The organism is Mycolicibacterium pallens, from assembly GCF_019456675.1.
GTDB classification, from domain to species: domain Bacteria; phylum Actinomycetota; class Actinomycetes; order Mycobacteriales; family Mycobacteriaceae; genus Mycobacterium; species Mycobacterium crocinum.
In genome coordinates, this window is record NZ_CP080333.1 from 959,788 (window position 1) to 978,195 (window position 18,408).

The following is an 18,408-nucleotide window of genomic DNA, read 5'->3' on the forward strand; positions in this document are numbered from 1 at the left end:
CCGACTATGAAAGAGGCTAACTGATTGCCTTTTCACACGTGAACTGGCATACGTCGGTGTAGCCGTTACGGAAGAGGTCGGCGCATCCAGTCAGGTATTTGTCGAAGCGCTCGTAGATCTCTTCGGAGGTGATCGCGATCGCCTCCTCCTTCTTGGCTTCCAAGTTCGACGCCCAGGTGTCCAGCGTGCGCGCGTAGTGCGGCTGCAGGTGCTGCTCGCGGGTGACGTTGTAGCCGACGTCCACCGCATGCTTGCGAACCATCGAGGCCAGCGGCAGTCGGCCGCCGGGATAGATCTCATCCATGATGAATTTGATGAAGCGCACCCGCGACATCGTCAGCGGAAGACCCTTGGCTTTGATCTCCTCGTCCTCCGGAATGATGATCGTGTGTAGCAACATCACGCCGTCGTCGGGCAACCAGCTGAAGGTCTTCTTGAAGTAGTCGTCGTACTTGTTGAAGCCGAAATGCTCGAAGGCGCCGATCGACACGATCCGGTCGACCTTTCCGTCGAACTCCTCCCACGGCTGCAGCCGGACCTCCATGCTGCGGTCGGTGTCGATGCTGGGGAATCGGTTCTGTTCGATGTGCTGCTTCTGGTTTTCCGAGAGCGTCAGGCCGATGACGTTGACGTCGTACTTCTCCACCGCGCGCTGAATCGTCGAGCCCCAGCCGCAGCCGATGTCCAGCAGCGTCATGCCGGGCTGCAGACCGAGCTTGCCCAGTGCGAGGTCGACTTTGGCCATCTGTGCTTCTTCGAGCGTCATGTCGTCGCGCTCGAAGTAGGCGCAGCTGTAGGTTTGAGTGGGGTCCTGCCACAGCTTGAAGAAGTCGTTCGAGATGTCGTAGTGGAACTGGACTTCTTTCTTGTCCGACCCGCGAGTCTGTGAAGCCGACTTCGACAGCCACTGTGACTGGGGAGACGAGGTACTGGATGGGTTCGTCACAGGCATTCCGTCCTCAGGGCGTGGGGTATCGATCCGACGCGGTCTACCCGCTAAGCCTGATCCCAAACATCGGCCTACGAGGGATTTCCGGCCGTTACGGTGAGCGGTGTGTCCGAGGCTGACCGAGTCCGTTGGGACGGCAAATACGCGGGCCGGTTCGCGGGGCCGCCGCGGCTGCCCGAGGTGTTCGCGCCGTACGCGGATGAGCTGCCGACCTCGGGTGAGGCGCTGGACGTAGCGTGCGGGTTCGGGGCGGCGTCGGTGTGGCTGGCCGAGCGCGGCCTCTCCGTGTTGGGCGTCGACGTGTCGACGGTCGCCGTCGAGCAGGCGCAGGACTTGGCGGCGCGCCACGGAGTCACCGACCGGTGCCGGTTCTCAGTCGTCGACCTTGACGACGGCCTGCCGCCGGGCCCGCCGGCCAGCCTGATCCTGTGCCATCGGTTCCGGGATCCCAGCCTGTATCCGGCGATCATCGACAGGTTGGCAGCCGGCGGTGTGTTGGCGATCAGCGTGCTCAGCGACGTCGGTGCCGAGCCGGGCCCGTTTCGTGCCGGCGCCGGGGAACTCGAGAACGCCTTCGCCGCTCTGCAGATACTGGGCGCGGGGGAGAGTGACGGCCAAGCGTGGCTGGTGGCGTCGAAGGGAGAACGGTCATGACCGAACCGTCACTGCTGTTGGCCGGACGATTTAACGGTCCGCCCGGAAGCGCCAACGGTGGCTACGCCTGCGGCGTGATCGCCGCGCAGGTGCCCGCCGATGTTGTCGAGGTGACGCTGGTGTCGCCGCCGCCGCTGGACGCCGCCCTGCTGGTCGAGGAACGCGGTCCGGTCTACGAGGTGCGTCCCGCCGGCGGGGACGTCGTCGCTGTGGCCAAACCCGCCGCCGACCCGGTTGATGCGGTGCCGCCGGTGCTGGACATCCCGGCCGAGGCACCGATCGCGGTTCAGGACGAGAGCCATCCGTTCCGCAGCTGCTTCACCTGCGGTCCGGACCGCGAATCCGGTGACGGGCTGCGGATTTTCGTGAGGCGCATACCCGGGCAGTCGGTGTTGGCCGACCGATGGATCCCGGACGAATCGCTGGGCGACGACGACGGCGTCGTGCGGCCCGAGATCGTCTGGGCGGCGCTGGACTGCCCCGGCGGGTGGGCGGTGCTCAACCGCATCCCGGGAGGTGTCGCGGTGCTGGGCCGGATGACCACCCGCATCGACCGGTGCCCGCGGGTGGGCGAGGTATGCGTGGTGGTCGCGGCGTCGGACTGGCGGGACGGACGCAAGATCGGCGCGAACTCCGCGCTGTACACCGCCGGCGGCGAATTGTTGGCCGCTGCCCGCGCGGTGTGGATCGACGTGACCGCTTAGCGAAGCTTGACCATCCGGGTCGTGGAGCTCTCGTCGAGTTCGACGACATCGGTGCGCGACCGCAGGAAGTCGCTGAACGACTTGAACCCCAACGACTTCTCCGAGAACGACGGGTCCATCCGCTTCATCTGTGCCTTGACCGCCGAGTTGTGCAGCCAGTCGGCGTCGTCCTTGCCCAGACCGATCTGCAGCGCGCGCTGCAGCAGCGCGGTGGCCACTGTCTGCGGGTCGGGCGGCTCCTTGTCGGCTTTTGTGCGCTTGGTCCGCTTCGGGGGTTCCTCGCTCGCGGCCGGCTCGAACACCGGGACGCCGGGCAGCGAGTCGTAGATGACGAAGTCGTCGCAGGCCGCCGCGAGCGCGCGGCTCGACGAACCGGCCACGCCGATGCCGACGACGTAGCGGCCCAACCGCTTGCAGCGCTGCGCGAGCGGGATGTAGTCGGAGTCGCCGGCCACAATCACCACATGGGTGAGGTCGGGCAGGCGGAACATGTCCTCGACGGCATCCACCGCCAGCCGGATGTCGGCGGCGTTCTTGCCATAGGCCGCGGCCGGGAATAGCTGCACCAGATCCACGGCGCGGCCGACGAGCTGCTGCTGATATTCGGCGTTGACGTCGGCAGACCAGTCGGCATACGCGCGCGTCAATACCACCGTCCCGAACGACGACGCGAAATCCAAGATCGCGCCCACATCAACGCGCGCGCGGGTCAGCTTGGGCGCCTCCAGACCTTTCGCCTTATCGCGTTGAAAAGAGTTGCGGCCGTTGACCTGGTCGTAGCGGGAGATCACGATGTTGTCGAAGTCGAGGTACACCGCAACGCGTGCAGCACCGGGTTCGGTCATGTGCTCAAGTCTTGTCCATGTTGTGACGCGGCACGTGTCTTTGCCCGAACGCGACGCCCTCCCACTGCGTCTATGCTTCAGGGGCCCGGCAGATTTGGGTATCCCGCCAACAGTGGCCAACCTCGTGAATTCGCATGGAGTAAACAAGTTGACCTTGAGTCGTCGTGCCCGGGGAGCGTGCCTCGGGGTGGTTCTGGCGGTGCTTGCCGTGCTCGGCGGAGTCGTCGTCTCCTCCGCGCCGCGCTGCCCCGAGCACTGCCGGACCGAGGCGGCGGCGCTCACCCCGCAGCCGGCGCCGTCGAAAGATCCGGCTGCCGTCGCCCTCACACCGGCCGACGGCGCGACCGACGTCGACCCGCTCGGCGGTATCAGCGTGGTGGCCAAGACCGGCGTGCTGACCCGCGTCACGATGGTCAATGACGCCGACAAGCCCATCCCGGGCATCGTCACCCCGGACTTCAAAACCTGGAAGCCGACCGTGCCGTTGGGCTACGGGCGTTCCTACACGCTCACCGTCGACGCCCGCGGCCCCGGCGGGGTGCCGTCGACGATGTCGTCGACCTTCCAGACACTGGTGCCCAGCGATCAGACCCAGGTGACCTTCACGACGCCGGGCTGGCAGCTGCTCGACGGTGCCCGGATGGGGATCGGCACCGTCGTCGTCGCGCACTTCGGCGAGCCCATCAGCGACCGGGCCGCCGCCGAGCGGCACCTCTCGGTCACCACGAACCCGCCGGTGCAGGGATCGTGGTACTGGATGGACGACCAGACTGCGCATTGGCGTCCCGAAAAGTATTATGCCCCAGGCACTTCGGTGACCGTGCGGGCGAACGTCTATGGGGTGCCGCTCGGTGACGGTCTGTATGGCGAGCAGGATTCCTCCGCGACGTTCACCATCGGGGATGCGCACGTCTCGGTCGCCGACGACACCACCAAGCAGGTCAGCGTGTTCGACAACGGCAAGTTGGTGCGCACCATGCCGACCTCGATGGGCAGGGGTGGCAGCGAGACGATCGGCGGGCAGACGCTGACGTTCTGGACGCCACCGGGCGTCTACACCGTGATGGACAAGGCCAACCCGGTGATCATGGACTCGTCCACCTACGGTCTGCCCATCAACTCGCGGTTGGGATACCGCGAGACCATTCCGTACGCCACCCGGATCAGCCCGGACGGGATCTACCTACACCAACTGAATGCGACGGTGTGGGCGCAGGGCAACACCAACGTCTCCCACGGCTGCCTGAACCTCAGCGGCGAGAACGCCGCCTGGTTCTACGACTTTTCGGTGCCCGGGGACGTCGTCGAAGTCAAGAACACCGGCGGCCCGCCCCTGCAGCTGACTCAGAACGGCGATTGGACGCTGCCGTGGAGCGAGTGGCTCAAAGGCAGTGCGCTGCACTGAGTTACCGCCTGGAGTGCCCCGTGCCGCCGGTCGTCTTGACGGGTGCATGCTTCACGGCGGCAAGAGCGGCCTTGGGGCGATGTGAGATGTCGGCTCTGGCCGCGGCGATGCCCTGCTGGATGGCAGCGGGTAGTCGTTCGGCAATTCACTGAGCCGTCGGGATTGAGCAGGGCGTGGGGCAGGACGACGGAGTCTTGCTTGCGGTAGCGGTAGGCGTACTCGGTGATCGAGTTCAGCAGCGCCAGCACGTTGGTGGTGTAGAGGGGGACATCGGAATTCCAGGCGTACGCGTAGCCGACGTCGATGATGTCGGCCCCGGTGGTCGTCGGGGTGGGGCACGGGTTCACGCCCACCATGGCGAAGAACGGCAGCCGGGTGGCGTACCCGCCATTGGGGCGGTCGATGTTGTTGTCCAGCATCCAATCAGTGCGATACAGCGTCGGATCGTCGTCGCGGACGTAGGAGCTGATGAGCGCGCTGGCGTTGCCTGCGCCGCGCCCGGATGTCAGCACGACGTTCGGCTCGGGATTGGTCTTGAGTGCCTCGTCGATGGCGTCGACCTGGATCTGGTCGCGCAGCAGGTGGAATGTCGCGACGACGGTCGGTCCGTAGGCGGCGTTCCAATCGACGCCGTAGAACTTGTCGATGCCCGTCGCGTCCGGGTTGGTGGCGGTGCCGGGTGTCACGACCGCCGCGAGCTTGATCGTCGAGGTCGCGGAGCGGGTCGAAGCCGGGGTATCGGGCACCGTGGCCGACACGCCGATGGCCACCACCGCGGTCGCGGCGATCAGGCTTTCGCCGACGCGGCGCGTGCGCTTGCTCAACTCGTCGACCCCCGTCGCAGCGTGCAGTGTCGGATCGGAGAACTGCCCGATCTTCCCCGCTACGCTAGCCCCGCCGAGGGATCAAAAGTTAGATTTCGCTCATGAATGGATGTTTGCTGCAGGTGGAGGAAGAGGCGAGCCTCGTCAGGTGACATCAGGGGCCCCGGGACGTCTATGATCTCAGGCGTCAAAGGTGACGCCGCAACTCATCGTCGACCTGCTCTGGAGTGATTTTCGGTGGTCTTTTCCCGTCGTGCACGCACGGCTGGCCTCGTGGTGGCCGTGCTGCTCCTCGGTGTTCTGGTGAGTGACGTCGCCGGGCTGCCGGGCTGCCGAGGCGTGTGCAAGACCGCCACCGCGACCGCCCAGGTGCAGTTGCCGCCCGCGCCACCGAAGCCGCCGCTGCTCGGCATCACCCCGGCCAACGGCTCGACCGACCTCAGCCCGCTGAGCCGGGTCACTGCTCAAGTGGTCGGCGGCAGCCTGACCAACGTCTCGCTGGTCGACGACTACGGCAACACCCTGACGGGCACGCTGTCGCCGGACCGGGCGTCGTGGCAGCCGGCGCAGCCGCTCAAGTACGGGCGCACGTACACGATGAAGGTGGACAGCCAGGGTGCCAGCGGTGTGCCGCTGGCGCGCACGACGAAGTTCTCGACCGCCTCGCCCGATTACCTCACCCATGTGTATCTGGAGACGCCGGGCGGCCTGCCGATTCATGAGGAGACGCGCTACGGCATCGGCACCATCATTGCCGCGCGCTTCGACGAAGACATCGCTGACAAGGCAGCCGCCGAACGCAACCTGGTGGTGACGACCAATCCACCGGTGCAGGGATCGTGGTACTGGGTGGCCGACAGGACCGCGCATTGGCGCCCAGCCAAGTATTACGCGCCGGGTACGACGGTGTCGGTGGCCGCCAACATCTTCGGCGTGCGCGTCGGCGACGGGATGTACGGCGAGGAAAACGAGAAGGCCACCTTCACCATTGGCGACGCGCACGTCTCCATCGCCGACGACACCACCAAGACCGTCAGCGTCTTCGACAACGGCAAACTGGTTCGGGCGATGCCCACATCGATGGGGCAGGGCGGCTACCAAACCATTGCGGGACGGACGTTTTCGTTCTGGACCCCACCCGGGGTGTACACGGTGATCGACAAGGCCGAGTCGGTGACGATGGACTCGTCGACCTATGGTCTGCCGGTGGCCTCGTCGATGGGCTACAAGGTCAAGATTCCCTACGCCACCCGAATCAGTACCGACGGCATCTATCTGCACCAGCTCAACGACACGACGTGGGCGCAGGGCAACACCAACGTCTCGCACGGCTGCCTGAACCTCAACGGGTCGAATGCGTCGTGGTTCTTCGATTTCTCCCAGCCCGGTGATGTGGTGGAGGTCAAGAACACCGGCGGTCCCAAGCTGGAGATCTGGCAGAACGGCGACTGGTCGCTGCCGTGGGGCGAGTGGTTGAAGGGCAGCGCGCTGACACCGAAGCCGTAGGGGCTCAGTGCTTGTCGGTGTCGCGGCCCGAGCCGGCCGTGCGCTTCTTGTCACTGGATGTTGGTGGGCGCTTGGCCTTCGCCTCTGCTGATGGCGTGCGGCCCGACTTGGCCTTTGGTAGGGAATCGGCGAGGCCCGGTTTGGCTCCGCGCGCATGACGCGCCGTTTGCGGTGGTGTCGGCAGACTTGCGGTTCGTGCTGCACTTGGTGTCGCTGTCGCGGAGCTTGAGTGCGGGACAATGCCTTTCAGCTCTGACTGGATCAGGTTGACAGGGCCGAGCGCCCAGGTCTCGATGCCGAGCTTGAGAGCGTTCGCGGGATCAAGCCCCACACCGCATGCGCTGATGCAGGAGATCGCAACCATCGCAAAATACAGGACGCCAACAGTGGCGGTCAGGGTGACCGGGAAGGCCGCGTACCAAACGGGCGTTAGTGCGATCAGAGCGGCGACTCTTGCCACACTGTTGAGATCTAGGCCGGCCGCGTTGGCTTTGGGAGTGGCGGCTGCTGCGGTGACAGGGCTGATCTGCGCGGCCACGGCGGTGAGGTCGACGGCGATTGTCTGTGTGTGGATCGCCAGTGCCTGACGGGTGACGGCCGTGTCGGCAGGGACGGGTGCGGAAAGCAGACCTAGAGCGATGGTCGCCGCAACGGCCACCGCAGCGACGCGAGATGTGTTGCCACCCTGTCGGGTTGATTCATTCATGGCCACCCTTGCTGACGCTCCGGCCGGTTCCTGCGGTTCCCGTGCGCTTCCCGTTGGTGGGCGGGGTAGTGTCCTTGGCTGCCCGATGCGCCGATGGTGTCCGGTTGGAGTTCGCGTTCCGTCGCGAGCCGGCCTGGCCTCTCTTGGTTTGGCGAGCTTCGCGCAGGGTCTGCGAAGCGCTTGACGACGCAGTCGTTTGGGTGGGGGCAGGGTCGACAAGAGATTTGATGTACCGGCCCGTCGTTTTCGCGGCCTGGTCGACGAGATACAGCGGGCCGACGGCCCACCCTCCCAGGCCCAGCCCGAGCGCGAGCGGGATATACGACTGCTTGAGGCCGCCACTGAGGATGCTTAACGCCGCGACAACGTAGCCGGCGACCGCGAGGCTGACGGGGATCGTGACCGGGAAAGTCGCGTACCAAACGGGCGTCAAGGCAATGAGGGCGGCCGTGACCGTCGCGTAGGTGACCGCACTCTTGAGCTCCTGCGAGACTGAAAGGCTGGCCTGTGGAGCCGCCGAGGCGGTGTGGTCGGCAGTCGCGTTCTCGGAGACGGTGGATAGGACCGTCGAGGTGAGATCGACTGCGAGGGAATGAATCTGAATAGTTGGAGTATGCCGGGAGATCGCGACGTCGGTCGTATCCGGCGCGGTCACGAGGCCCGCGGCGACGATTGCTGCGGCGGCTATAGGAGTGATCCTCATGGATGAGTTCTCCTGCTCGTACCGCTGGCTGGCCTGGCGGATTTAGCGTGCTTGTTCAGGGACGTGGCCGTGTCCTTGGCTGCCCGATGCGCCGATGGCACCCGATCGGAATTCGCGTTCCGTCGCGAGCCGCCGCTACCGGACCGGCCATGATCTCGACGGGAAGACGGTGATGTGCTGGAAGGTTGAACCACAGGAGTTGAATTCGCCTGTGCCGAAGCGGAAGTCGTCTTCGATTGCGCAGTTAGCGCAATCAGTGGAGACGCCAAGAAATAGGGAGCTAGTACAAAGCTCGCCAGACTCGCTCCGACGATGAAGACCGGGTCGATGGTGATCGGCTGCATGCTGACGCCCTTGACCAAGACGTTCAACAACACTCCGACACCGACGCTCAGCGGCAATGTGACCGGGAACGTTGCGTACCAAGCCGCTGCGACAGCGACCACCCCGATGGTCGCCACCACCTGCTGCGGAGTGGGGGGCGCAAAGTTCAGTTGCGGAACCGCGGCGGCACTGCGGTGGGACGAAGCGCTGACTCCCGTGGTGTGTGCCACAGCGGTGAGGTCGACAGCAAACGAGTGCACCTGGATCGCCGGAGGATGCCGCGGCACTGCAACGTCTGCTGCGATCGGCGCTGACAGCGCGCTGGCCGCAACGATGCCGGCGGTGGCAATGGCGGCGAGGCGATGAGTGGACCTGTAGAGGCGAAGTGTTCGAGTCACGCGATACCCCCCGGCGATCCGTCGAGCGATCAGACTAGCTGACGTTAAGGTCAATATCAGGTATTTATCAGCGTGAGCTCAGGTGTGCCGTGGGTCACACAGGCGTAGCGTTGGAAGCGTCTCTGTAGGAAAGGAGACGCGATGAAGGGCGCATTTCGCGATCCGGTGGATCACTCCCGAACAACACAACCGCACGCCGGCGAATCGTTCATCGACACGCTGTGGCTTCCCGGCCTGTTCCTGATCGCCCTAGGTGTCGTGGGACTGGTGGGCGTTATCGCGGCGCTGGCCTACAACCATCACGAGCTGCTGCTGATGCTTGGCTCGGTCGCGGCCGGACTGCTGATTGTCGGCGCGCTGCTGATCATGGCCGAGCATCACCGGGTCGTGCGGGTAGAGCGGCGTTGGCTGGATGACCACCCCAGCCACCCGCATCACCACGCGGTGTAGACGGGCCGTCTGAGGTTCCCGGCACCCCGAGGGTGCCCGGGCGTAGACAGTTGTCGCGTCTATCCAAGACGGCGCTTTACGTGGGGATTTACCTCTTTGCCGTTTGCTGATAATTGCCTGGACGTCAATAAATCGGTAACGGTTGTGAATCAGTTCACACACTGCACTTGCCCATGAATGGGGCTGTGAACAGTATCTATACCGATCCGACTGACAGTGTTCTGCGAAGCCAGCGTGGACACCCTAGCGATCCCCTAATCCCCTAACGGGGATTGCTGGGATATCCCGGTACTACCCGTATCGGGTAGGGGACCGCGCCCCATTTCGGGGTGCGCGTCATCTCCATACCGTGGCTAGTAATCACCGGACGGGGCCGGCGATCGAGCTTTCCGAGAGACTAGGAAGGAACGTCCAATGGACTCCCTGCTCCAATTCATCCTTGACCTGTTCAACAACGAGTCTGCTGCGCAGACGTTCGTCGCCGACCCGAATGCGGCGCTGGCGAACGCAGGTCTGGCCAATGTCAGTCCTGAGCAGATTCAGTCGGTCGCTGCCTCCGCAATCCCGGGGCTCGACCTCGTCGGTGCGGACCCGGTGTCGGGCCTTGCGCAGGCTGTGTCGAACCAGTTCGGCTTCGCGCCGGTGGAAGGACTCCTTTCCGCCCCGGGTGCGGCCGCCGGCGTGGTCGCCGACCAGGCGCTCAATCTCGGCGTGGATGGTGGGTCGAACCTGGCCGCCGCGGTCGGTGACGGCATCGGCCTGGGACTGGGCGAAAGCCTCGGCGCCGGACTCGGCGCAGCGCTCGGCGGTGGCGTGGAGACCGGACTCGGCCTTGGTGCCGGACTCGGTACCGGCCTCGGCGGCGGATTCAATACCGGCGGAGGGCTGGGCGCCGGAATCGGTGCCGGCTTCCAGGCCGGTATGAGCGTCGAGGTCGAGGCGGGCTTCAACGCCGGACTGGGTGCTGAGGTTGGCGGTGGCTCTGCCATCGGTGGCCAGACTGGGGTTGGTCTGGGCAGCGGCTTTGGCACCGGCTTCGGTGCCGGTGGCGGCGCCGAGCTCGGCGGTGGATTCCACTCCGGCTTTGGTACTGAAATCGGGGCCGGCTTCAACTCCGGTCTGGAAGTTGGCGGCGGTGCGGAGCTCGGTGGCCAGACTGGGGTTGGTCTGGGCACGGGCTTCGGTACCGGATTCGGTGCCAACGGTGGATTCGAGAGTGGCGCGGAACTCGGTGGCGGTTTCCACACCGGTGCCGAGTTGGGCGGCGGCTTCGAGAGCGGCGCTGAGCTTGGTGGCCAGAGCGGGTTTGGGGTGAACACCGGTTTCAACGGTGGCGCTGAGCTTGGTGGTGGTTTCCAGAGTGGTGCTGAGTTGGGTGGCAATGTCGGTGGCGGTTTGGGCACGGGCTTTGGTACCGAGTTTGGTGCCGGTGGCAGCACTCAGTTCGAGAGTGGTGTTGAGCTTGGTGGTCAGAGCGGGTTTGGGGTGAACACCGGTTTCAACGGTGGCGCTGAGCTTGGTGGTGGTTTCCAGAGTGGTGCTGAGTTGGGTGGCAATCTCGGTGGCGGTTTGGGCACGGGCTTTGGTACCGAGTTTGGTGCCGGTGGCAGCACGCAGTTCGAGAGTGGCGTTGAGCTTGGTGGCCAGAGCGGGTTTGGGGTGAACACCGGTTTCAACGCTGGCGCCGAACTCGGGGGTGGCGTCCAGGGTGGCGCTGAACTCGGCGGCGCCGCAGCCGCTGGCGCAGGTGCCGCGGCTGGCCTCGGTGGCGGCGCTAACATCAACGCGCAGAGCGGTTTTGGTGGTCAGGTCGGTGGCCAGTTCGGTGGCGGCGCGCAGGCTGGCAGCAACTTCGCCGCCGGTGGCAGCAGCCAGCTCGCCGGTGGTGCGCAGATCAACGATCGCGCCGGCGTCATCGCGACCGGCAATGAGGTCGATGCCGACCGTCGAACCACGCTCAGCGGCAGCACCAGCACGAGTGCCGGTGGCAGCGCAAGCGGTTCGGCCAATGTCGGCTCCGGCCTCAGCGCGCAGGAGAACGCCAGCTTCAACAACACGTCCAATGTCGGCTTCAGCAGCCCGCTTGGCGGCATCAGCGCCGGCAGCCAGACCGCTGCGGCTGGTGGCGGATCGATCGGCCTGGGTGGCGGCGGTTTGACCGCAGCCGGCAACACTGCCGCGAGCAGCACGACCGCAGCCGCATTCACCAGCCCGCTGGGCGGCGTGACTGCCGGCACGCAAGTGGCGGCCAGCAACACCGCGGCGGCGAGCTTCCTGCACAACGATGGTGCGGCTCTGGGCGGGCAGACCAACGTCGCCGCCGGCTTCGGTGGCCAGACCAACCTGGGTGGCGTGGTCAGCGGCCAGTCCAACCTCGGTGGCGCCTTCGGCGGGCAGACTCATGTCGCGGCGTCGGAAACCTCTGCGGCCCACGCGAGTGGCCAGACTGGGATCAGCGGTGGCTCCAGCATCACCGGCGGCGCCAATGCCTCCGGTGGCGGCAGCGCGAGCTTCCTCAACCACGAGGCCGCAAACCTGAATCTGCACAACTCGGTTCAGGCCGGCGGTTCGACGAGCGGGTCCGCAGCGGCCGATCATGTCTCGGCGGGCGGAAACACCTCGTTCCAGAACGCCTTTGGCGGACAGGGCAGCATCCTGGGCCACGACACCGCGGCGCTCGGCGGCCACGGCTCCGTCAACACCGGTGCCAGCGGCTCCGCGTCGACGACGACTCAGGGCTCGGCTGCGACCACCCCGTCGCAGGGCAGCAGCGTCATCCACACCGGTGGCTCGGCCACGGGTGGTGGGCAGGTCGCGGCCGGCTCCAATGGCGGCTCGGTGATCACCACGTCGCAGGGCGGTGCCCATGCCGGCGGCTCGAGCGCGGTGGACAACAGCCACAGCTCGGCGACCGTCGACCAGCACTCGGCCTTCGACGCGTCGAGCCACGCCGCGGCGACTCCGGTGCCCGATCACTCGACGTACGACCAGTCGTCGCACGCGAGCACGGACTACTCGAGTCACTCGCTGTACGACACGAGCCACGACAGTGCGGCTGCGCACAGCCAGGCGAGCACCGACCTATCGTCGCACAACCAGTTCGATCAGCACACCGGGTTCTGACCCGCGAACGCCTGACACAGAATCGGTGGGGACCGTATGGTCCCCACCGATGTGTTTGTGTGCCAGCCTATTCCGAGATGTCGGCGAACTCCGCTGATCGGGCCAGCGCCTGCCGGGCATAGGCGCGCACGTCGGCGTCGGTATCGTCCAATGCGCCCTGCAGCGCCTCGCAGGCGGCCGTTTCGAACGCCCACCGCGTCAAGCCCAGTACCGCGGCCTTGCGCACATCCAAGTGTCGGTCGAGCAGAGCGCGGATCAACAACTCCACACCCGCTTCGTCTGCACCAGACAAGCCCTTGACGGCTCCCACCCGGATCTGCCACGCGGTGTCGCGCAGCGCCCGCTCGATGGCGAGCAGATCGGAGTCTTCACAGCCGACTTGGCCGAGGGCGGCCAGCGCGGCAGCGCGCACCAACGGGTCTGGGTCGCCAGTGAGGTGACGCACCGCGGTGGGTCCGCTCGCCAGGGTGCCCAAGCCGTTCGCGGCGGCAATCCGAACCTCGCGGTTCTCGTCCCGGGCGGCCGAGGCCACGCCGTCGGCGTCGTCGACCGATACCAGCGCACGGACCGCCTCAATCCGCACTCGGTGATCGGGGTCGGTGAGCGCGGCCCGGAAGCTGTGGACGTCACCCACTCTCCGGAAGCTGAGCAGGTAGAGCGCGGAGCTGCGGACCACAGGGTCCGGTGAGGACAGAAGTGGTTGTGCCGCAGCGGGATCGGGTAGCACTTCCACGAGTTCCCGCACACCGTCGGACGCAGCGCGGCGTACGCCGGCGTCCTCGTCGGCCAACGCCGCGATCAACGCGCCCGCATACCCGTCACACAGGTGCTCGCTCAACGCGTCCACGGCGGTGCGGCGCACAGCCGGATCGGGATCGGTGAGGAACTCGGCGAGGTCCTCGAGCGTGGGTGATTCCAGTGCCAGCACGGCAGCGATCCGTGGCGACGGAGGCTGGGCGGGCGGCTGGATCACCGTGGTCGCCGGCGTCGAGTTCCACTGCCGGTCGCGCGCGATGGTCGGCTGTTCCACTGGGATCGGTTCGGTCTCACCGGTCGGCAGATCGTCGAGGCCCGGTACCGGAACGAAATACGGGGCGACCGGGCGCTTGAGGAACTCCATCGTCCCGTCCGCGGTCTTGCGCAGGTTCAGGTGGTAGCGCCAATTCACGTCGTCGCGATCGGGCACGTCGGAGCGATCATGGTAAAGACCCCAACGGGATTCGGTGCGGGTGAGCGAAGACCGCGCCGCCATTTCCGCGCAGTCCCTGATGAACGACACCTCGACCGCGCGCATCAACTCGTGTGGGGTGCGGGCTCCGATCTGCTCGATCTCGGTGTGCATCCGCTCGAAGGTGTCGACAGCGATCGACAGTTTCGTCGCCGTCTTCGGCGGCGCGACATAGTCGTTGACGAAACGACGCAGTTTGTACTCCACCTGCGGCTGCGGTGGCCCGTCGGGATGGAGCAGCGGCCGGTACACCAGCTCATGCGCCTCGCGGATCTGGTCGTCCGGAAGTGTTTGCGGTGCCTCGAGATCGGCGAGAGTGGCTGCCGCGTGCTCGCCGGCCAGCTCACCGTAGACGAAAGCGCCGATCATGTAATTGTGGGGCACGCACGCCATGTCACCGGCGGCATACAGGCCGGGCACGGTGGTGCGGGCATGCTCGTCGACCCACACGCCTGAGGCGGAATGCCCGCTGCACAGGCCGATTTCGGAGATGTGCATCTCGATGTCGTGGGTGCGGTAGTCGTGACCGCGGTTGGCGTGGAAGGTGCCGCGCGTGGGCCGCTCGGTGGTGTGCAGGATGTTCTCCAGCGCCGTCAGCGTCTCGTCCGGCAGGTGACTGACCTTGAGGTAGATCGGTCCGCGCGCGGATTCGATCTCGCGCTTGACCTCCGTCATCATCTGGCCGGACCAATAGTCCGAGTCGACGAACCGGTCGCCGTTGGCGTTGACCTGATAGCCACCGAACGGGTTGGCCACGTACGCACACGCCGGCCCGTTGTAGTCCTTGATCAGCGGGTTGATTTGGAAGCACTCGATGCCGGAGAGTTCGGCCCCGGCGTGATACGCCATCGCGTAGCCGTCGCCGGCGTTCGTCGGATTCTCGTACGTGCCATACAGATAGCCCGAGGCGGGCAGACCCAGCCGCCCGCAGGCACCGGTCGCCAGGATCACCGCTTTGGCTGCGACGGTGACGAACTCGCCGGTGCGGGAGTTCAGCGCCGCGGCACCCACCGCCCGACCACCTGCCGTGAGCACCCGCACCGGCATCAACCGGTTCTCGATCTGGATCTTCTCGCGCATCGACTTCTGCCGCAGCACCCGGTAGAGCGCCTTCTTGACGTCCTTGCCCTCCGGCATCGGCAGCACGTAGGACCCGGAGCGGTGCACCCGGCGCACCGCGTACTCGCCGTGCTCGTCCTTCTCGAACTTGACGCCGTAACGTTCGAGTCGCTGCACCATCGCGAAGCCGCGGGTCGCCGTCTGATAGATGGTGCGCTGGTTGACGATTCCGTCGTTGGCCCGGGTGATCTCGGCGACGTAGTCCTCCGGCACGGCCTTGCCGGGGATGACGGCGTTGTTGACGCCGTCCATACCCATCGCCAACGCGCCGGAGTGCCGAACATGCGCCTTCTCCAACAACAGCACCTGGGCGCCGTGCTCGGCAGCGGTCAGCGCGGCCATCGTGCCGGCAGTGCCACCACCGATGACGAGCACGTCACAGTCCAGGCGTGTGGTGTCGGCCAGGTCGGGGATCTGCATCAGACGAGCTCCGGGGTATCAAGGGCGGCAATGAGTTCCGAGCGCAGCGCGCTGCGCTCGACCGAGGGGTTGCGTGGGGTCGGGACGTCGTGCAGTGCACGTAGCGGTTGGCCGGCCCGCCCGAGTACGGCGATGCGGTCGCCGATCAGGAGTGCCTCGTCGACGTCGTGAGTGACGAACACGATGGTGGTTGGATGTGCGCGCCAGGTGTCGATCAGCAGCTTCTGCATGCTGGAGCGGGTCTGCGCATCGAGTGCGCCGAAGGGTTCGTCCATCATCACGGCCCGCGGTGCGCCGGCGAGGCCGCGGGCCAGCTGTACCCGCTGGCGCATGCCGCCGGAGAGGCTCTTGGGCAGGTACTTCTCGAAGCCGGTCAGGCCGACGTCGGAGATCCAGCGCAGGGCCTCCCCACGACGGCCCTCCCGTGGGGTGCCGGCGAGCTTGAGCGCGAGTTCGACGTTGGATTGGACGGTGCGCCAGGGCAGGAGGGCGTTGTCCTGAAACACCAGCGCCCGGTCGCGTGACGTGGTGCGCACCGGCTCACCCTCGGCGAGCACCTGACCAGAGTCGGGGCGAAGGAGGCCGGCCAGTGCGCGCAGCACAGTGGACTTGCCGCACCCGGAGGGGCCGGTCAGGATCAAAATCTCACCGGGCCGCACCTGCAGGTCGAGATGATTGATGACGGGCTTACCCCCATAGCTCAGCACAAGATCGTTGAGCTGCAACGCCATTCCCGTTTGCGGTGCGGTGAGCGTCATCGCGCCTTCTCCTCACCTCGGGGCAGCCACCGGGTGACCCGCCGGCCCAGCAGTTCGACGGCCGCGGAGGTGGTGAACCCGAGCACGCCGATGGTGATGATGCCGACGAAGACCTCGGGGTACGCCAGCATGGTGTAGGCCTGCCAGGTTCGGTAGCCGACACCCAGACGCCCCGAGATCATCTCCGCGGAGATCACACAGATCCACGCCACACCCATGCCGACCGACAGGCCGCCGAACACTCCCGGCAGGATGCCCGGCAGCACCACCCGGACGAGGACGTCCCAGCGGCTGCCGCCGAGCGTGCGGACCGACTCCTCCCAAATTGTCGGTAACGCCCGCACCGCGTGCCGGGTGCTCACCATGACGGGGAAGACTGCCGCCAGGAACGTGATGAAGACGATGCCGGCCTCATCGCTGGGGAACAACAGGATGGCCACGGGCACAATCGCGATGGCCGGGATGGGTCGAGCCAGTTCGGTCAGCGGCCCGAAGATGTTGGCGAAGGCGTTGGAACGCCCGAGCAGGATGCCGGTGATCACCCCGATGACCGCCGCCAGCGCGAACCCGGTCAATATCCGGATCAGCGACTGGCCCAGATCCAGCCAGTACTGTTGCTCAGTAACGCGTTTGGTGAACGCGCTGACGATCTCGGTCACGGTCGGCAGGGTGTCGAAGCGCACCCAGAACCGGACGTGGTTGGCGGTCAGCAGCTGCCACAGCGCGATCGCCGCTGCTACCGAGGTGACCCGTACCGCCCACGCGCCCCACGGCCGGCGGTGTGACCGAGCCGCACGGGGCGCTGCGGCGGCGTCGACCCCGACGGTGACGGGGCCGGCGAGCACCGCGGGCTGGGTCGTCATACCGCACCCGCCAGCGCCGCCTGATAATCGACGACCTTCGCGTCGGGATGCCCCGCGATGTAGCGCTGGGCGCCGGCGTCGGTGTCGAACGGCAGGTAGCCGTTGATGGGCGACTGCACCCACACCGAGCGGTCGGCAAACCACCGGGTGCCCAGCTCGGTGTCGGGAATGTAGGCGGTGATCACCTTCTCGCCCTTGGCGTTCGCCTCGCGGAGCGCCCGCAGCAGGCAGCCGGGATTCGCGGCGGGTTGGGTGGTGGGGCGACCGTCGATCCACAGTTCACCGGCCAGCGCGGGGTCGGTCACGGCGACATTGCACACCGGGTCTTGGCCACCGACCGTGATCGGATTGGTGGTCGCGGCCACAGCGCTGTCGTAGTTGAGGTTCCGATCGGCGAACGCCTTGCGCAACGGTGCGTCGTTGACGAACTGATCGATGTTCAGATCGGCGAAGTCGCCGATCGACTTCAGGTAGGGGATATCGCTCTTGAATGCCTCGACCAGAGACGGCTTGATCGTGGGGTCGAAGGACACCGCCCCGCCGGGACCGTTGTAGAGGTACACGACTTCCTGCGGCAGACCGCTGCCGTCGGCCACGAGTTTGGCTGCCTCAAGCGGCTTCTCGTGCAGGAAATCGGTCGCGTCGATCTGCGCCTGCAGGAAGGCGTCGAGCACTTCGGGATGCTGGGCCGCGTAGTCGCGGCGCACGACCACACCGTGGAAGGTGGGAACGTTTAGCTCGGCACCGTCGAACAACAACCGGCCCTTGTTCTGGAAGGCCAACAGCCCCGGCCACGCGACGAACTGCGCGAAGGCCTGAACCTGGCCGGACTCCAGCGCCGACGCTCCGATCTGCGGCTGCTGGTTGAGGACCTCGACGCCGGTTTTCGGGTCGATCCCCGCTTTGGTCAACGCGCGGACCAAGGTGCCGTGGCCGGCGGAGCCCACCGAGGCCGACACCTTCTGGCCACGCAGATCGGTCAAGGCGCGGGCCGGCGAGTTCGGGCTGACTACAACCATATTGAGTGCACCCTTGGCGTTGTAGCCGGTGATCGACACCACCTCGGTCTTCGCGCGCTCGTTGGCCTGGGTCTTGGACCCGTTGATCAACATCGGGTAGTCGCCCATCGAACCGATGTCGATCTTCTCGGCGAGCATCTGCGCGGTGATCGGTGCGCCGGTGTCGTAGTCCTGCCACTGGACGGTGTATTTCACGTTCGTGCGCTTGGTGATATCGGCCAAGCGCTGCTCCAGGAACCCCTTCGCCTTCAGCAGGGCGCCGGCGGTGGCGGTGTTGATGGTCTTGGACTGGTAGCCGACGACCACGTTGATCTCACCGGCCGCGGGGGCCTTTGAGTCCAGTGAGCAGCCGGCGGAGGTCAGGACGAGGGCAGCCGCCATCGCGACCGCAAAGCGGTTCTTCATGAAGG

At 66.2% G+C, this 18,408-nt stretch carries 16 protein-coding genes; 7 read left to right on the forward strand and 9 right to left on the reverse strand.

Features of this window, described 5'->3' with window-relative positions:
- Positions 1-16: 16 nt before the first annotated feature.
- A complete protein-coding gene (locus K0O64_RS04550) occupies positions 17-952 on the reverse strand; it encodes a cyclopropane mycolic acid synthase family methyltransferase (RefSeq protein ID WP_425574746.1) in 936 nt (311 codons plus the stop codon).
- Between the two features lie 102 nt (positions 953-1,054).
- Between K0O64_RS04550 and K0O64_RS04555 the strand changes: the two genes are divergently transcribed.
- The gene (locus K0O64_RS04555; protein WP_220046132.1) at positions 1,055-1,603 is read left to right on the forward strand and encodes a class I SAM-dependent methyltransferase; all 549 of its coding nucleotides are present in this window, start codon (positions 1,055-1,057) and stop codon (positions 1,601-1,603) included.
- The gene (locus K0O64_RS04560; RefSeq protein WP_220046133.1) at positions 1,600-2,307 is read left to right on the forward strand and encodes a hypothetical protein; all 708 of its coding nucleotides are present in this window, start codon (positions 1,600-1,602) and stop codon (positions 2,305-2,307) included. The genes K0O64_RS04555 and K0O64_RS04560 overlap by 4 nt, the downstream gene beginning before the upstream one ends.
- On the opposite strand, the gene K0O64_RS04565 is transcribed toward K0O64_RS04560, so the two are convergent.
- Positions 2,304-3,152 (reverse strand): NYN domain-containing protein, encoded by an 849-nt coding sequence (locus K0O64_RS04565; RefSeq protein WP_220046134.1) that lies wholly within the window; start codon positions 3,150-3,152, stop codon positions 2,304-2,306. The genes K0O64_RS04560 and K0O64_RS04565 overlap by 4 nt on opposite strands.
- A 148-nt stretch (positions 3,153-3,300) precedes the next feature.
- Between K0O64_RS04565 and K0O64_RS04570 the strand changes: the two genes are divergently transcribed.
- Positions 3,301-4,557, forward strand: a complete 1,257-nt coding sequence (locus K0O64_RS04570; RefSeq protein ID WP_096310054.1) for a L,D-transpeptidase — start codon at positions 3,301-3,303, stop codon at positions 4,555-4,557.
- Here K0O64_RS04570 and K0O64_RS04575 read toward each other — a convergent pair.
- Entirely contained in the window at positions 4,497-5,381 is an 885-nt protein-coding gene (locus K0O64_RS04575; RefSeq protein ID WP_220046135.1) for an alpha/beta hydrolase family protein, read from the reverse strand. The genes K0O64_RS04570 and K0O64_RS04575 overlap by 61 nt on opposite strands.
- Before the next feature lie 237 nt (positions 5,382-5,618).
- Between K0O64_RS04575 and K0O64_RS04580 the strand changes: the two genes are divergently transcribed.
- Positions 5,619-6,887 (forward strand): L,D-transpeptidase, encoded by a 1,269-nt coding sequence (locus K0O64_RS04580; protein ID WP_220046136.1) that lies wholly within the window; start codon positions 5,619-5,621, stop codon positions 6,885-6,887.
- 4 nt (positions 6,888-6,891) lie between these two features.
- On the opposite strand, the gene K0O64_RS04585 is transcribed toward K0O64_RS04580, so the two are convergent.
- Both K0O64_RS04585 and K0O64_RS04590 read right to left on the reverse strand, forming a co-directional pair.
- Complete coding sequence (locus tag K0O64_RS04585; RefSeq protein ID WP_220046137.1) at positions 6,892-7,593, reverse strand: hypothetical protein; 702 nt, start codon at positions 7,591-7,593, stop codon at positions 6,892-6,894.
- Positions 7,586-8,248, reverse strand: a complete 663-nt coding sequence (locus K0O64_RS04590; protein WP_220046138.1) for a hypothetical protein — start codon at positions 8,246-8,248, stop codon at positions 7,586-7,588. Before K0O64_RS04590 ends, K0O64_RS04585 begins: the two co-directional genes overlap by 8 nt.
- Positions 8,249-8,608: 360 nt before the next feature.
- Here K0O64_RS04590 and K0O64_RS04595 point away from each other — a divergent pair, with 360 nt between their 5' ends.
- The 3 genes from K0O64_RS04595 (at position 8,609) to K0O64_RS30135 (ending at position 12,591) form a co-directional block, all read left to right on the forward strand.
- On the forward strand, positions 8,609-8,986 hold the full coding sequence (locus K0O64_RS04595; protein WP_220046139.1) for a hypothetical protein: 378 nt from the start codon (positions 8,609-8,611) through the stop codon (positions 8,984-8,986).
- A 173-nt stretch (positions 8,987-9,159) separates the two neighbouring features.
- Entirely contained in the window at positions 9,160-9,468 is a 309-nt protein-coding gene (usfY, locus tag K0O64_RS04600; RefSeq protein WP_096310066.1) for a protein UsfY, read from the forward strand.
- 414 nt (positions 9,469-9,882) lie between these two features.
- Positions 9,883-12,591 (forward strand): IniB N-terminal domain-containing protein, encoded by a 2,709-nt coding sequence (locus K0O64_RS30135; protein WP_220046140.1) that lies wholly within the window; start codon positions 9,883-9,885, stop codon positions 12,589-12,591.
- A 67-nt stretch (positions 12,592-12,658) separates the two neighbouring features.
- Here K0O64_RS30135 and K0O64_RS04610 read toward each other — a convergent pair whose 3' ends face one another.
- Genes K0O64_RS04610 through K0O64_RS04625 form a run of 4 tightly spaced genes read right to left on the reverse strand, consistent with a single transcriptional unit; the run spans position 12,659 to position 18,403 of the window.
- Complete coding sequence (locus tag K0O64_RS04610) at positions 12,659-15,358, reverse strand: fumarate reductase/succinate dehydrogenase flavoprotein subunit (RefSeq protein WP_220046141.1); 2,700 nt, start codon at positions 15,356-15,358, stop codon at positions 12,659-12,661.
- Complete coding sequence (locus K0O64_RS04615) at positions 15,358-16,089, reverse strand: ABC transporter ATP-binding protein (protein WP_220046478.1); 732 nt, start codon at positions 16,087-16,089, stop codon at positions 15,358-15,360. Before K0O64_RS04615 ends, K0O64_RS04610 begins: the two co-directional genes overlap by 1 nt.
- A gap of 23 nt (positions 16,090-16,112) precedes the next feature.
- Positions 16,113-16,979: an ABC transporter permease gene (locus tag K0O64_RS04620; protein WP_220046142.1), complete on the reverse strand. Its 867-nt coding sequence runs from the start codon at positions 16,977-16,979 to the stop codon at positions 16,113-16,115.
- Positions 16,976-18,403 carry an ABC transporter substrate-binding protein gene (locus tag K0O64_RS04625; RefSeq protein ID WP_220046143.1) on the reverse strand — a complete coding sequence of 476 codons (1,428 nt, stop codon included), beginning with the start codon at positions 18,401-18,403 and terminating at the stop codon, positions 16,976-16,978. Before K0O64_RS04625 ends, K0O64_RS04620 begins: the two co-directional genes overlap by 4 nt.
- Positions 18,404-18,408 lie beyond the last annotated feature (5 nt).